A 14,147-nucleotide genomic window follows, 5' to 3' on the forward strand; every position below is an offset into this window, starting at 1 on the left:
AAATTTTCCTTATTATGAGGCACTTGGAATATAGGTAAACGTAAAGATTAACAGCAAGTTAAAAAATTGAAGCTAACGCACACTCTTTTTAGTTAAAAACGGGCTACAACGGAAGAGCCAAGAAAATGTGACGAAACTCTACATAACAAACTGTTTATAAAAAAGACAATAAAAAACGCCGCCTTACACCTTCCTCTAAAGAAGGGAATGTAAGGCGGCGTTTTAGAAATCGAATCTTGAGGTTTTGCTCTTTGTTACGTATCGAGCGAGCAAACGCTCATGATTTACGAATTAGCCGAAGATCTTGCTCCAGATGCTTGGGTTACGCTTCTCATGGTACTCTTCACGAAGGCCATCGATAGTGCGAAGTTCTTGCTGTGCAGACGCAAAGTCACCTTGGTCTAGCTTTTGCTCAATGTTATCAATTGATGCGCTGATCTTTTTAAAACCTTCCATGAAGTGTTCTTCTTTCTCAATTGGGTAAACACCCGTTTTCAGTTCTGCAACTAACGTGTCTATGCGTACGATAGGCTTTTGCATCTCTTCAATGCTTTGAGCTTCTGCCGCTTGTTTGAATGCAAGCTTCATTTCTTGCATATTTTTCTTAAGGTCGACATTAGCAAAAGCGTTGCCAGACAATACTGAAGCAGCGATTAAACCAGATAAAAGGATTGAGCGAGTTTTCATTATTTCTCCAAGTGAAGCGGTGTCTTCGAAGATAGCGCCATCGTTATTGTGGCACTTTGACTTTATTATTTTCGGCTAGTGTATACAAAAATCTGCCGGGTACAAAAATTGATTGTGCCGAAATGCAAACTAGCTAGCTAATTACTAAAAATTATCGGGCCTTCCATCACTCAAATACCGAAAACTCGGTGATAGATTGACGACCGCGCAGAGCTAAAAAGGCTAAGAATTGCTGTGGTGAATGGGTAACGACCTTGCTCGAATCGACGCCCACCTCATCAAGTAGTGAAGACACGAGATCCAACCCGCCTACATCTAAGCAGAAGTGGGCATCGCTTCCGGTAGTAATAAAAGCCCCTTTCGCTTTCGCAATTCTCGCGATCTCGAAACAGCGGTCGACACTACCAACACGGCTATTGCCTTTGAGTGTAGTGTTATTAATCTCGATTGCGACGTTATGTTGGGCTGCGCATTCAATCACAGGTTCGAAATCGAAATCAAAATTTGGGTTCCCTAAGTGGCCAAGTGCATCAATTCGACCGCCCTTAATCACATTCAACAAAGCCTCTGTATGAGTTGCGACATCCGACGGACGAAACACTGGCTCGTGGAAGCTGGCTATCACCCAATCCAGGTTCTTATCCACACTAGGATGAATATCGATTTCCCCCTGTGTGTTCATGATGTTTGATTCCACGCCGCGGACAATCGCAACGTCTTCGATAAAACGAGGAAGTACACGCTGATTACTGAAGAACCAATAGTGTGGCGCGCCCGGCATCGACTCTGAGTGATCGGTTGTACAAAACATTGTTAAACCGTTTTGCTTCGCCGACTTTGCGTTTTCGATCAGCGTGCTGTAAGCGTGACCACTCGCGTACGTGTGGGTATGGGTATCTACTTTTAGTTCCATGAATCAATGCCTCTAGCTTGGTCTCTAAACGTTTTTCAAAAAGGTATCCCTGATGTCGCTTTCTGAAAAGGAGTGCCTCGTGGCAACAATTTAACCAGTTTATCAGTTGAAAGTGACAATTAGCACCTAAGCATAGAGCTTTTTGTTTACTTCATACACCCTGTGGTTAGACATTGAGCTATCCAAATTTTATATAGGCTACCTCTAGAACGCTTCCTCTCATCAACGTATAACCGTACAAACTTGGTAATTACACCAATTTTTTGCAACCTACCCAAGTTCGTCAATACTTATACAAGTTAACAAACTGGAGTGTTTGATGAGAAGAAGACAATATCCGCTGAGTATCCACATCACTAGCCTTTTCTTAATTTTGACAATACTTGCCGGTGCAGTACTTATCTCAATCAGCTACCGTCATTCTCAAGAATTGTTACTAGGCACAGTGCGCGAAATTAGTAATGAGCATCGCGATAAGCTGGAATCGGTATTTAAGCAAGCCATTGCCCCCGTTATCACAACCTTGAATGTGATGGCTGTGAGCCCATTTGTGGCCCATCAAACCTTCTCTATCGAGAAAGAATCTTGGCTGGCATCAGTCGATATCATTTTCAAGCAGAATAAAAGTTTGGTTGCTTTATTCTATGCCTCTGATGATGGTGAATTCAGAATTTTCCGCCCTTTAAGTACCAATAGACAAAGAGCCGAAAACAATGCACCAGCCAAAGCGACCATGATGATCAGCAGTACGAATCTTAAAGGTGAAAATTTTATTACTTTTCTTGATGGCACACATCAAGTGATCAGTACCATGCAAGCTGAAAGCAAGTTTAATCCCACGGCCCGCCCTTGGTTCCGTAACGCAAAGCCTAATGGCTCAATACAACTTTCTGAGCCCTATCAGTTCTATTTTTTACAAACCAATGGAATTACGCTTTCTAGACGATCTGCAGACGACAAGCATGTGGTTGGGGCCGATTTCACATTAGAGTCTCTCTCGTCTCAAATCAGTGAACTGGCCTATTCCCCGCAAACCCGACTCGCCTTATTTGACAAACACTTTAACCTTCTTGGCCAACATCAGCTTGATCTACCGGTACCTAACCTTGCCCCTGATCAACCCGATGGTTCGATTAAACATAATGGCCAAGCTACAGGGAAGATTTCTGGTAGTGAACAAGAACACAGCTTCGTCAAAATGCCTAAACGAGAACAAATGGAAGCATTAAAATCATCCGTATTAGCACCTCTTATCTCTGATGAACAGAAATTTAATCTCAAGCTAAAAAACGTTGATTACAACTTAAATACTTGGGCACTAACGTTAACGCCCGTTGAGCTGACTCCAAACGTCACCCTTTATTTGGCAGAAGCAACACCGCACAATGATTTGCTCTCTGACCTTATTTCCATGCGAGATAAGCAAGTTGGCGTCGCAATTGGTATGTTATTAATCTGCTTCGGCATTGTATGGTTTGTCGCAAATCGCCTATCTCAACCACTCAATACGCTCGTGCAACTCACTGACAACATCACACGATTTGATTTCAGACGAACCCGCTCCCCCAAAAGCATGATTAAGGAAGTAGTTGACCTCACGCACTCGATTGAGCTGATGGAACACACGCTTCATGATCTTATCTCTCTACTTCGAGACACCGCAGGTAATCAGGAATTTTCGATATTAACCAAGAACATTGCTCATCAAAGCTACTTAATAACCAAAGCAGAAACCATTGTGCTCTTTACTCAATCAAAAGAAAAAGGCGTGTTTGATACAGCGGCCAACCTATCCATTATTCCTTTTAAAGCAGATATCAATGATTTCATCGAACATACTCCTTGGTTGCTATCCCAGCTCAAACATGGAGAAACTATCCACTTAAACCGAGAGGATAACGTTCTTAACTATTATCAAAACTCGATCTTCAATTCAGACCTGTTCCTGTTTCCTTTATTGAACCGCGAGAAATTATTGGTTGGTATCGTCGTGATTGGTTATGAGAGACCTATTACTAAGATTCAAGCAGACAAACATGCCTTTCTAAGAGAGCTGCTGAGTTTTGCTGAAATAGCCAAAGATAACATTGACCAAATGCAACAGCAGAAAAACATGCTCAATGCCTTAATTGAACTTATTGCGTCAGCGATTGATACCAAATCACCCTATACGCAAGGGCACTGCCAAAAAGTACCTGAACTCACCAAATGGATAACCCAAGCAACCATTGATGATGACCATTATTATCCGCAATTTTCACTCGATAATAAGCAATGGGAAGAGCTGATGCTAGCCGCCTGGCTTCATGATTGCGGTAAGGTCACTACCCCTGAATATATCGTAGACAAAGCAACCAAATTGGAGACGGTTTACGACCGTATCCATGAAGTTCGCATGCGTTTCGAGTTGTTAAAACAACAAGCTGAAACGGACTATTGGAGGGCCATAGCTAATGGTGCGCTTCAAGCAGAAAGCCTCAAGATCCTCAAACAAAAACAATCAGAACTGGACGAAGAATTTTCCTTCGTTGCTAAATGCAACCTGGGTAGTGAATCAATGACGGAAGAACAAATAGAACGCTTGGACCAAATTGCAAAACGCCAATGGAAACGCACATTAGACGATCAATTAGGCTTGTCTTGGGCTGAAAAAGAAAGGTACAGCACTAACCAAGGTACAGCAGAACAGGATGAAACAGCACCAAATAACAACAAACAGGCGCTTCCCGTAATGGAACCATTACTTGCTGATAAACCCGAACATAAAATACCGTGGGATAACGGCTTTAACCCAGCAGACGTGTGGCCAGAAGAGTTCGTACTCAAACCCGGAGAAACAAAATACAACCAAGGTGAGCTGCATAACTTGAAAGTGCGCCATGGTACGCTAAACGATGAAGAACGTTTCATGGTAAACGACCATATCATTCAGACTTTCATCATGCTCAGCAAACTCCCTTACCCATCTTATCTCAAAAACATTCCCGATCTCGCCAGCGGCCACCACGAGCGTATTGACGGTAAAGGTTATCCAAGAGGTCTAAACGAAGAGCAATTGCCCTTACCGTCTAGAGCAATAGCGATTGCCAGTGCCTTTGAAGCTTTAACGTCAAGTGACCGCCCGTACAAGAAGGGCAAACATTTAGATGAATCACTGAGTATCATGACCGACATGGCAACCAGCGGTCACATTGATCCGAAACTGTATTTACTGTTTCTGGAGAACAAGATCTATGACAAATACGCGGCTCGATTTCTTGAACCTAACCAACGGTGTAACATTGATCAGGATAAGCATATCCGTCGAGTGAAAGAGTACATGCGCTCGTTGTTCTAGCCTTAAATCTATCGTTTAGCTTTTAGCAGAGGAGCTCAACACAGAAGAGGCTATCTCATTGATTGTCGCTCGCGGTGTCTGCTTAGTTTTTGCCTTACTGTGTCTTTTGGCCAATAGCGTATTCGTTATGCTCGCGACGACAATTAGATTAATACCCATTAATTGCTGAGTTGAAAACACATCATCAAAGAACAAGCTCTGCCATAGCGCACTGAACAGCATGTTAGTGAAAATTAGAGGTGCCAACTGAGATCCACTGTCTACCATCTTATACGCTTTAGAGCGGAAAATTTGCGTATTAATAGTAAATAGCGCCAACCCAAAGACTCCAAAGCCAATCCAACTGATGCTATCAATTGACAATAAGGTCGCTAAGGCCTCATACCCTCTATCATTCCCAATTACTTCCGCTGCGGAAGAGAGCGACGTGACCGCGAGCATGGGAAAAACGAGTATTGCTGCGACTAAGAAGGTCCATGCGTTTAATTCTGCTGGTGTAAGGCTAGTCTTGGAGGCTCGATACAAACTCACTTGTGAGCCCGAATTAAACACACCAGCTAACAACCCAAGCAGCAGCTCGGGCCTAAAGAATCTCGAGCCTAATTCAAACTGAGACCAATCCCCTGCCATCAGCACTACGCCAACAAATGTCACTCCCAAGCAAATCACCGTCGTTGTATGAACTTTAGTTCCAAACATTAACTTTTCTAACAAGGGTATAAATAAAGGGCCAGTACTAAATAATACGATACCCTCAACCAATGTTAAGGTTTGTAATGATGTAAGAAAGCACCACTGACACGCAACCATGAAGATAGCCCGCATCACCAAAGGTTTCCACATCTCTCGTGAAGGCTGAGTGATTTTGTAAAAGGCCAAGAAGAAAAATAGAAATAAGCTAGGTAATAGAAACCGAGCGAAGCTCAGCAATGAGATTGCCATCGTTTCAGACAAATACTTGGCCAATAAGCCGCTTAAAGACAAACTGAATGTCGACAACAACATAAAAACTGTTGCCTTGGTAATATCAGACATAATTATCACCTCCTATGACCACTACTTTAAAGACATGACGAGATGAAAAATAGCGAGTAATATTAACCACAACTGTAAGGAAAACTTACCAATGAAGAAACTCGTACCACTAAAATCCGTTTACGCTTTCGTTGCTGTCGCAGAAACAGGCAGCATGACCGAGGCTGCTCATGTGTTATATGTCAGTCACTCAGCGGTCAGTCAGGCGATAAAATCGTTGGAACAACAGGTCAATAAACCACTGTTCCAGAGAGTGGGACGTCGCGTTGTGCTCAATGCCGCAGGTAAACGATATTATCGAAAAGTCGCACCAGCACTAGAACAAGTGATCGAAGCCACCGAGGAGCTGGCAAGAACGCCTAACGATCACCGCATAACTCTTAACATGGTGAACTCTCTCGCCATGCATTGGTGGATACCCCGAGTCCCTGATTTCCAAAATTTCGCTCCCTCACTCGATATCCGTATTTCCACGTTAACAGGGCCTTTCGATATAGAGCAAGAGGGTGTAGATATCGCCCTTGTGCATGGTAAACCCAATGAGTGGAACCAGTATTACAGCGAAAAATTAGGCGACGATGATCTGGTGTTGGTGTGCAGTCCAACTCTATTGAAAAATCAAATGGGCTTAAGCGTTGAGCAGATAGTAAAACAGCGTCCACCCATTGGTGTATTTAATCCTAGACGAAAACTAGACTGGCAAGTGTGGTGCGACCATTACCAAGTTCCAATGCCCACTTTCCACAGTAACTTGACGTTCGATGTCTCTATTCAAGCTGTGCAAGCCGCAATTCGCTCGCTTGGTGTCTTGGTCACTCATCGCCTATTTGTAAAAGATGACATAAGCCACGGTATGCTGGTTGAGCTTGGAGAGCCAGTCCCTAATCCACACCAGGATTTCTATTTTGTTTGCCCTAACAACAAATTGAAACAAGAAAGTGTGCTACAACTAAGAGCATGGTTAAGGCATGAATTCACACGCAAAAGCTAACGCTCAATAGTGATTAAATAAGCAATAACGAATAGAGCCCAACCATAACGTCAACAATAAGATCTAAACCATCTAACAATAAAGCTAGCTTAATAAGAGGACACTATGATTATTACCACCACGCAATCTGTCGAAGGCAAACGCATTGTCGATTACAAAGGGGTTATTGCCGGAGAAGCCATTCTAGGAGTGAACGTTTTCAAAGATATGTTTTCAGGAATTCGTGACTTTGTGGGTGGACGTTCTGGCACTTACGAAAAAGAGCTAGAGAAAGCACGTAACTACGCATTCAAAGAGTTGGAGCAAAAAGCGATAGAAGCAGGTGCCAACGCGGTGGTTGGTGTTGATATCGATTACGAAGTATTAGGCACAGGTAATGGTATGCTGATGGTTTCAGCAAGTGGCACAGCTGTTGTCGTAGCTTAATAGAGCAGGTAAACACGAAAATGTGTTATGTAACTATTAACCCTTCCTATCAAACTTGGAAGGGTTAAATTGTACTCATCTAGACATGAACGTCCATTCAGCAGTCAGCCAATCACATCACCGAATACTGTTTTTCGTGAGTATTACTCCTCTCGAAGCGCCTCAAAACGGTCTAGACCTCGCAACATTTCAAAGTCCGGCTCTTCAGCTAACAGTTCTCTCATTGAGCCACTAGCTTCAATAGCACGCTCTAAATCATCGATAGACTGAGCTTCAGCTCCTAATCTTGCGTATGAGCAAGCTCGTTGATACAAAGCGTGAGCATTTTGATCATCGACTTCTAATACACGGTTACATAGGCTCATTGCCCAGTGGTATTCCTGCATATCCATAGCAGCATCGGCTTTAGAGGTTAGCGCTTCTAAATCTCCAGGACGAATCTTTAATATTTCATCATAGATTTCAATCTTTTGTTCTGCCGTTTGCGCATTCTGCGCTCTCAACCATAAGTTATGAATCTCATTGATAATTTCAATCTCTCGGTTGTTATCCGAGATGATTCTGGTCTTACGCTTAAGATCCCTTTCAAGAACATTGAATTTCTTCTCATAGTCTTGAGCAATAGAATTAAGTCGCTGATCAGCCATTTCTTTAGTGGTATGTTTGAGCTCTTTAATTGATTGCCAACCAACCAAGGCAATGAGTGAAGCAACACCAGCAATGATATAGAAAAAATACGTCACAGTGACATTCGCATAGTTCAGAGACTTGTCAGCCACAGAAAGCTCACGATCCGTCATTTGAATGGTTAAGCGCCTTTCAAGATCTTGCTGTTCCATTCGCAACTGCTTCAACTCGTCTAAGATATAGCGTTCCATCAGCGGTCTATCTAAATACTCTTTTTCTGAGTAGGTAACCTCCTCGCTTGCAAAGCTCATGGTTGTTACCAGTGAGAACACTGCAATCAATAGGATTCGAAGCATTTACATATTCCTTATATATTTCATAGTTGTGTCAATGTATCTCCTAAATGAGAGACAAGCGATAAAGCCGGCAATTTTAAAACTTCAGCGTCATTCGTAAAAAACCATAGCATACTCACTATGGTTTTCTTATTTCTATTTAGTTATTTAGTTATTTAGTTTGAGTATTAAGCATCATTTGCCAGTACTCACATTTAGCTAAGAACTCTTTTAAGTAAAGCTCTGGGTTAGCAAGCTTCTCACCGCCTTTCACATCAGCACCAGTCACTCGCCAAAAGTTATGAATCACTAAGTTCCTGTGGTCAATAAATTCGTTGATTTCGCTTTTTTTAATAGGAAGCTGCGCACCAAACGTTTGTTCATAAAAACTCAGCGACGAGTCTTGTTCACTTGGTTTTTCTCTTAAAAATGTATCCAAGTTCAAGCCTAGTTGCTGCTGCGTTTCCTTTGGTAGTGCTTTAGCTAATCTAGAAACAACATTGAATAGAGCTAACTCAACTTTTTGCGCTGCTAATAAAGACGCACCTAGAAGCGCATTCTCACTGGAAATATGTTGCTCTGTTGGTGATACGGTAGCTATTGTCACTTTATTAACCTCTAATAATCATAACTGGTGTTACTGTACTAAGTTCGATTTACTAAACTTAGCGTTGCCTTGCTTACGCTATTTTGTTGATCTGAATGGCGTCTTGTAATTGAGTACGTCCAGCATCAATAATGAGGAAGCCGGATGCGTCATCATTCTTCTCAACTCGTACCTTGCCGTTAAAGCCACTTTGCGACAATTTTTTTGCTAACTGCTCTGGCGCCGTTTCAAAAACAATATCCATGAAAGGTAAAAGCTCAGCATCAACAAAGCCATACTCGTTAAACCGTTCCATTGCTTGAGATAAATGGTCTGAGTCCGTGAATTCAATAATCTCTACTACTTCTTCCAACAACATTTTCGATTCCATATTCGCCAGAAAGTGACTAACACAAGCACATACGTTTTGCTTACAGACATTTTTGTGCTCAAAGACAATCCTTAAGTTATCGCAAAATCATAACATATCAACACTCGTAAATATTCTTTATTTACCTCTAAGCTATTGGGAATACTAGAGAACAACAGAAAACTAGCCAGGCGTGATCAAGCCAAGATCGTCTGTTTAAGTGCCGCAATCTGCTGGAGATTTCAAGCTAGAATAGACTGAGAATCACTCGTTTCAACAATTGACTCTTTCAACAAACCAGCATAAATACCATTCAGAGCAACCAACGATTGATGGTTACCTTGTTCGACAATTTCCCCCTTCTCCAACACCAAAATTGTATCAGAATGACGAACGGTGCTCAGACGGTGTGCAATCGCAATCACGGTTTTTTCCCTGAAAAGACGCTGCATCGCTTTTTGGATGAGATCCTCGGTGATGGAATCCACCGAACTAGTTGCTTCATCAAGCATCATCAACTGTCCACCCTGGGCGACCGCTCTTGCGAACGAAATAAGCTGCGTTTGCCCCACAGACAAATTTGTGCCGTTCTTTTCCAAGTGGAAGTCATAACCTTGTGGCAATTGTTCAATAAACTTATCGGCGTAAACATAACGCGCTGCCTGCTCAACCTCGGTTTTAGATAGATGCGTTTTACCCAACGCAATATTGAACTGAATTGTCTCTTCAAATAAGTGCACGTCTTGCATCATCATTGAGAACAAATGAGCAGAGTCTTCGCTTGAAATCTGCGACAGCTCAATACCATTCAATAAAATGCTGCCCTCATAGTTTTGATAAGTTTTAGAAATCAAACGAAGAATCGTAGACTTGCCAGATCCAGTGGAACCGACAAGCGCAATTTGATGTCTCTTCTCCAATACAAAAGAGACATTTTTCAACACATACGGAGCATCGTCTTTGTAGCGGAAACTCACGTTCTTAAACTCAAGGCTCTCAAACTGCTCTAGCTGTTTTTCAACCTTTTTTGATGGCAATAAATGATGCTCTTCCTCTTCAGTTGGCTCAACAAACAGCTCTTCTATATGGTCAAACGCCGCGAATGAACTCTGAATCGAAGCAATCTGCGAGGTAAAATCACGGATCGGGACAAACACTTTCTCTAACGTGTTGATGAAGGCGATCAACACACCTAAGGTTAGTGCGCCTTCAATCACTTGCTCAGAGCCATACCAGATCATAATCGCGATGGTGATAGAGGTGATGCCAGAGATAAACGAGAACAAAATCGCATCGTATTTATTGATCTTCTTCTGCGCTCTTAAAAACTCATCAGTATAGCCTTGGTAGCGCTGTTCGACTTGCTCTTCCGCTCGGTACATCTGAACAGTTTTCATGCCAAACAAGACTTCTTGTAAAAAGCCAATACCCCGAGCCAGCGAAGAACGAGTCACCTTATATAAGGCACGAAGTCGGTTTCTCACATACACCGTCAAATACATCACTGGCGGCATAATGATCAATACAATCATCGTTAACTGCCAATCAATAAAGAACATCATCACCAACAGAGCAATGGTATTGATGCTGTCTTTAACTAGCCCTACAACCGACTGAACAAACGTCTCGCCGATGGTTTCCAAGTCACTGGTTAATCGTGAAAGCGTTACGCCAATCGGTGTGTTATCAAAATAGCTGCGCGGCAGTTTAAGTACGCGAGCAAACAACACTGAGCGCATGTCAGTTATCGTGTATTGCCCTGTTTTACGCAGGTTGTACGAATAGGTGGTATCCACCACATAGCTCGCCACCAGCACGGTAACAAGATAGAAGACATATTCGAGCAGACCATCCATATCCCCATGACTCAGGTGAACATCGATCACTTGAATGATCAGCCAAGGGAACAACAAACTCGTGATGACAGAAAGAGGAAGCATAGCGATGCCCAACATCGCAGAGCCTTTGTATTTCTTAGCAAACTTAAAAAAGTGCTTGAGGTACTTGAGATCAACACCTTTTAACATGCTGCTGCCTCCGTTTCATTCTGCTGTAGTTGCCATGTATCGTAATAGTAATCACAGGTTTTCAATAACGTGGCATGGTCGCCCTTCGCGATCACCTTACCTTCGTTCAACACAATGATTTCATCCATATATTCAAGAGCATTAACACGGTGTGAAACCACAAGTACTGACTGATTTTCCAATCGCTTAAACAGGCCTCCCAAAATCTTACGTTCTGTTTCATAGTCGACAGCCGATAGAACGTTATCCATGATGATCAGGTCGGTGGGTTGCAATAAAGCACGCGCAATACTTAAGCGCTGCTTCTGGCCGCCTGACAGCATAATGCCTTTCTCACCGACTAAGGTTTGGTCACCATGCTCAAAACGAGTAACGTCACTCGCCAACTGGCTGAGCTCTAACACTTCATCAACCTGACTCTTTGCCAAGTCAGTATCCAAGCTACCAAAACGAATATTGTCTTCGACGGTTGCGGAAAACAGGTAAGGATCTTGAGTAACTGTTTTAATATAGCGGCGCAAGTCACGGCGTGAGAAGCTAGTGACATCTCTTTCGCCAAGAAAAACCGAACTTTCTGGTACATCCAAGTGATGGTTCAAGCAGTTCACTAATGTCGTTTTACCCGCTCCGATTCCACCTAGCACACCCACTTTCTTGCCCGCAGGGATATCAAAGCTGATGTCATCGAGAATCAGACGCTCTTCACCCGAATAGCTGAAGCTGAGATTGCGAACGGAAAACGTTTTTCCCTTTAGCGATTCAACATCTAACTCCGTGAGCTTATTTTCATCAAGCTCTGGGACTTTGGCATTAAGAATGGTCTGTGCACTTTGAATGCCTACCATGCCACGCTGATAAATGGTCGCGATTCTGCCAAGCTGCATCAATGGCATAGCGAGCAAAACCGAGTAAGTCAGAAAGGCGGTAATCTCACCGAGAGTTAGCTCTTGTCTCATTAACATGTAGCCACCCAGCCCAAGAATGATGATTTTCATCAGGTCATTGGCGTAGTCGAGTACCGGCATGAAGAAGACTTGAATGCGTGTAATTTTGAGGCGGCATTCAAGCAATAACTGGTTAAGCTTTTCAGTTTCGGCTTTCACCCAAGGTGACATCTGTTGACTTTTAATCAGATCAATTCCAGACAAGTAACTCATCAATTGAGCCGATAGGTTTTGTAATCGCTTCATATGTTCTAAATGCAGCGTTTTCATACGCTTGAAGCCGACACGGAAAATCACAAAAGCGATTGAGATAGGAATAATCGAATAAAGCGTAAGTTCTGGCGATATGCGCCACATGTAAAGAGGCGTCAGCGACAACGCAAGCAACGCATTGAAGAACTGCAAGAAGCCGACACCAAACAGCAGTCGAATGCCACTGAGGTCATTGTTGATAATCGAGATCAGTCGACCCGAAGCAAAGCGTTCATGGAAGCTGCTCGGTAAGCGATTCAGCTTTTGTAGAAGTGTACTTTTGAGCGCTGCTTCTGTAATTCGCCCCGGATTAAGCGCATAGATACGAGACAGAATTCTCACCACCACCATGGCGACAGACATGCCGACTACAATCCAAACATAGCTTTGCAGTTGCTGATGGCCAGTTGAAGAAGCGTCATCAATTAAATCTATCGCCAATTGGATATAACGAGGGATCTCTACTTGTAACCAGTTAACGAGGAAAATGAACACGACCGCCATCAAGTAAGAGGTGCGATTCATGCGCAGGTAGTGGGCAATAAACTGTCTTTTATTCTTCATAAGGATTCTTTGCTTAAGGCAGGTTCACAGCGATTGGATATATAACCCAAGCTAAGTTGAACAATCGCGGGGGCAAATATACACCAAAACAATTTAGCTAGTAGCATCAACCACATTGAACAACCTATGTACAATGCCAAACTAAATGTTGTGTTTGGCGCTGGGGAAAGCAGACCACTTTCAGGCGGTGCACAATTAACGAGCTTAAAAAAGGAGGTTTAGAAGTCGAAGACCATTTACAACATTTCTTTAGCGATCAAGTGCAATAAAAATGTCTCACGCTCAATGCTCATGCCCTTTTTAGGGCTCTCGACCATAGTCTTCTCGTTATGAGCAATCGCATCATGAATGTTAATCCAAACAGGCTTCATCCCGTTTTTCACTTCGTAGTCTTCGTAATCCGTCTCGCCAAGCTCACGATCAATCTTGCACGAATAACAATAAGAGATCATATGCATCATATCTGCATCGTCTTTATACCAAGGACGAAATTCTTCAAATATCCCGAACGGTTTAATACTGTGAATATTCTTAGCACCAGTCTCTTCTTCAAGTTCACGAACCATACCTGCGATCACGTCTTCGCCTTCGTCCAAGCCACCACCAGGAATGGTGTAGTCGTGGTAACGTTCCGTATAGAGCATCAGAACATCCTCACCATCTAAAACAATTGCACGGGCGGCATTGCGCTTATATACCGTTTTATTATCTAAGTGTTCGATATCTGGGTGAATTGTGGTTTTTAGGTGTCTCATCGTTCTGACTGCTCAACTGAATTTGGGCGGCATCATATCATAACCAAGCGTAGATTAGAGGCTCAGAATGACCGACAAAACTCGGAAGATATTATTTTTATCGCGGGGGATTCATGGTCGTAAGAGAATAATTCCCATCTTACCAACCTCGAATCATAGGGTGTCTATCTTTTAAGGCCCCAACCTAACTGAACTTGATCTCATGCTCAAAAAACAGTTAAAAATGAGGAAATATCAACCTATTTCAATATCTTGACCAAATTAGAACAACCTTTTCTTAAATCTAAAATATACTGGT

12 protein-coding genes are annotated in these 14,147 nt (G+C 42.7%); 3 read left to right on the forward strand and 9 right to left on the reverse strand.

Features of this window, described 5'->3' with window-relative positions:
- Positions 1–291 precede the first annotated feature (291 nt).
- Positions 292–687 carry a cytochrome b562 gene (locus tag OCV24_RS20495; protein ID WP_017058552.1) on the reverse strand — a complete coding sequence of 132 codons (396 nt, stop codon included), beginning with the start codon at positions 685–687 and terminating at the stop codon, positions 292–294.
- A 166-nt stretch (positions 688–853) separates the two neighbouring features.
- Positions 854–1,600, reverse strand: coding sequence for a phosphatase (locus OCV24_RS20500; RefSeq protein WP_017058553.1), 747 nt, complete (start codon positions 1,598–1,600; stop codon positions 854–856).
- Positions 1,601–1,919: 319 nt separating this feature from the next.
- Here OCV24_RS20500 and OCV24_RS20505 point away from each other — a divergent pair, with 319 nt between their 5' ends.
- Positions 1,920–4,937 (forward strand): HD domain-containing phosphohydrolase, encoded by a 3,018-nt coding sequence (locus OCV24_RS20505; RefSeq protein WP_046223972.1) that lies wholly within the window; start codon positions 1,920–1,922, stop codon positions 4,935–4,937.
- A gap of 15 nt (positions 4,938–4,952) precedes the next feature.
- Here the strand turns inward: OCV24_RS20505 and OCV24_RS20510 are convergent, their stop codons facing one another.
- Positions 4,953–5,972: a DMT family transporter gene (locus OCV24_RS20510; protein WP_136979842.1), complete on the reverse strand. Its 1,020-nt coding sequence runs from the start codon at positions 5,970–5,972 to the stop codon at positions 4,953–4,955.
- 91 nt (positions 5,973–6,063) lie between these two features.
- On the opposite strand from OCV24_RS20510, the gene OCV24_RS20515 reads away from it, so the two are divergent.
- Together OCV24_RS20515 and OCV24_RS20520 are read left to right on the forward strand one after the other, a co-directional pair.
- Positions 6,064–6,963, forward strand: coding sequence for a LysR substrate-binding domain-containing protein (locus OCV24_RS20515; protein ID WP_146442677.1), 900 nt, complete (start codon positions 6,064–6,066; stop codon positions 6,961–6,963).
- Positions 6,964–7,068: 105 nt separating this feature from the next.
- Complete coding sequence (locus OCV24_RS20520) at positions 7,069–7,389, forward strand: heavy metal-binding domain-containing protein (protein ID WP_004730185.1); 321 nt, start codon at positions 7,069–7,071, stop codon at positions 7,387–7,389.
- Between the two features lie 143 nt (positions 7,390–7,532).
- Here the strand turns inward: OCV24_RS20520 and OCV24_RS20525 are convergent, their stop codons facing one another.
- The 6 genes from OCV24_RS20525 to OCV24_RS20550 all read right to left on the reverse strand — a co-directional run bounded on the left by OCV24_RS20525 (position 7,533) and on the right by OCV24_RS20550 (position 13,849).
- Complete coding sequence (locus OCV24_RS20525) at positions 7,533–8,372, reverse strand: tetratricopeptide repeat protein (RefSeq protein WP_017058557.1); 840 nt, start codon at positions 8,370–8,372, stop codon at positions 7,533–7,535.
- Between the two features lie 151 nt (positions 8,373–8,523).
- The gene (locus tag OCV24_RS20530) at positions 8,524–8,958 is read right to left on the reverse strand and encodes a hypothetical protein (protein ID WP_146442674.1); all 435 of its coding nucleotides are present in this window, start codon (positions 8,956–8,958) and stop codon (positions 8,524–8,526) included.
- Positions 8,959–9,031: 73 nt separating this feature from the next.
- Positions 9,032–9,316, reverse strand: a complete 285-nt coding sequence (locus OCV24_RS20535; protein ID WP_146442671.1) for a hypothetical protein — start codon at positions 9,314–9,316, stop codon at positions 9,032–9,034.
- A 233-nt stretch (positions 9,317–9,549) separates the two neighbouring features.
- Positions 9,550–11,334 carry an ABC transporter ATP-binding protein gene (locus OCV24_RS20540; protein WP_146442668.1) on the reverse strand — a complete coding sequence of 595 codons (1,785 nt, stop codon included), beginning with the start codon at positions 11,332–11,334 and terminating at the stop codon, positions 9,550–9,552.
- A complete protein-coding gene (locus OCV24_RS20545; protein ID WP_146442665.1) occupies positions 11,328–13,094 on the reverse strand; it encodes an ABC transporter ATP-binding protein in 1,767 nt (588 codons plus the stop codon). The genes OCV24_RS20540 and OCV24_RS20545 overlap by 7 nt, the downstream gene beginning before the upstream one ends.
- A gap of 236 nt (positions 13,095–13,330) precedes the next feature.
- On the reverse strand, positions 13,331–13,849 hold the full coding sequence (locus tag OCV24_RS20550; protein ID WP_137007989.1) for an NUDIX hydrolase: 519 nt from the start codon (positions 13,847–13,849) through the stop codon (positions 13,331–13,333).
- Between the last annotated feature and the right edge of the window lie 298 nt (positions 13,850–14,147).

It is taken from the genome of Vibrio kanaloae (assembly GCF_024347535.1).
Taxonomy (GTDB): domain Bacteria; phylum Pseudomonadota; class Gammaproteobacteria; order Enterobacterales; family Vibrionaceae; genus Vibrio; species Vibrio kanaloae.

Bases quoted from the DNA above. Each gene is read 5' to 3' on its own strand.
- OCV24_RS20540 (WP_146442668.1), bottom strand. From the start codon at position 11,334: ATGTTAAAAGGTGTTGATCTCAAGTACCTCAAGCACTTTTTTAAGTTT.
- OCV24_RS20545 (WP_146442665.1), bottom strand. From the start codon at position 13,094: ATGAAGAATAAAAGACAGTTTATTGCCCACTACCTGCGCATGAATCGC.
- OCV24_RS20500 (WP_017058553.1), bottom strand. From the start codon at position 1,600: ATGGAACTAAAAGTAGATACCCATACCCACACGTACGCGAGTGGTCAC.
- OCV24_RS20495 (WP_017058552.1), bottom strand. From the start codon at position 687: ATGAAAACTCGCTCAATCCTTTTATCTGGTTTAATCGCTGCTTCAGTA.
- OCV24_RS20520 (WP_004730185.1), top strand. From the start codon at position 7,069: ATGATTATTACCACCACGCAATCTGTCGAAGGCAAACGCATTGTCGAT.
- OCV24_RS20550 (WP_137007989.1), bottom strand. From the start codon at position 13,849: ATGAGACACCTAAAAACCACAATTCACCCAGATATCGAACACTTAGAT.
- OCV24_RS20505 (WP_046223972.1), top strand. From the start codon at position 1,920: ATGAGAAGAAGACAATATCCGCTGAGTATCCACATCACTAGCCTTTTC.
- OCV24_RS20515 (WP_146442677.1), top strand. From the start codon at position 6,064: ATGAAGAAACTCGTACCACTAAAATCCGTTTACGCTTTCGTTGCTGTC.
- OCV24_RS20525 (WP_017058557.1), bottom strand. From the start codon at position 8,372: ATGCTTCGAATCCTATTGATTGCAGTGTTCTCACTGGTAACAACCATG.
- OCV24_RS20535 (WP_146442671.1), bottom strand. From the start codon at position 9,316: ATGTTGTTGGAAGAAGTAGTAGAGATTATTGAATTCACGGACTCAGAC.
- OCV24_RS20510 (WP_136979842.1), bottom strand. From the start codon at position 5,972: ATGTCTGATATTACCAAGGCAACAGTTTTTATGTTGTTGTCGACATTC.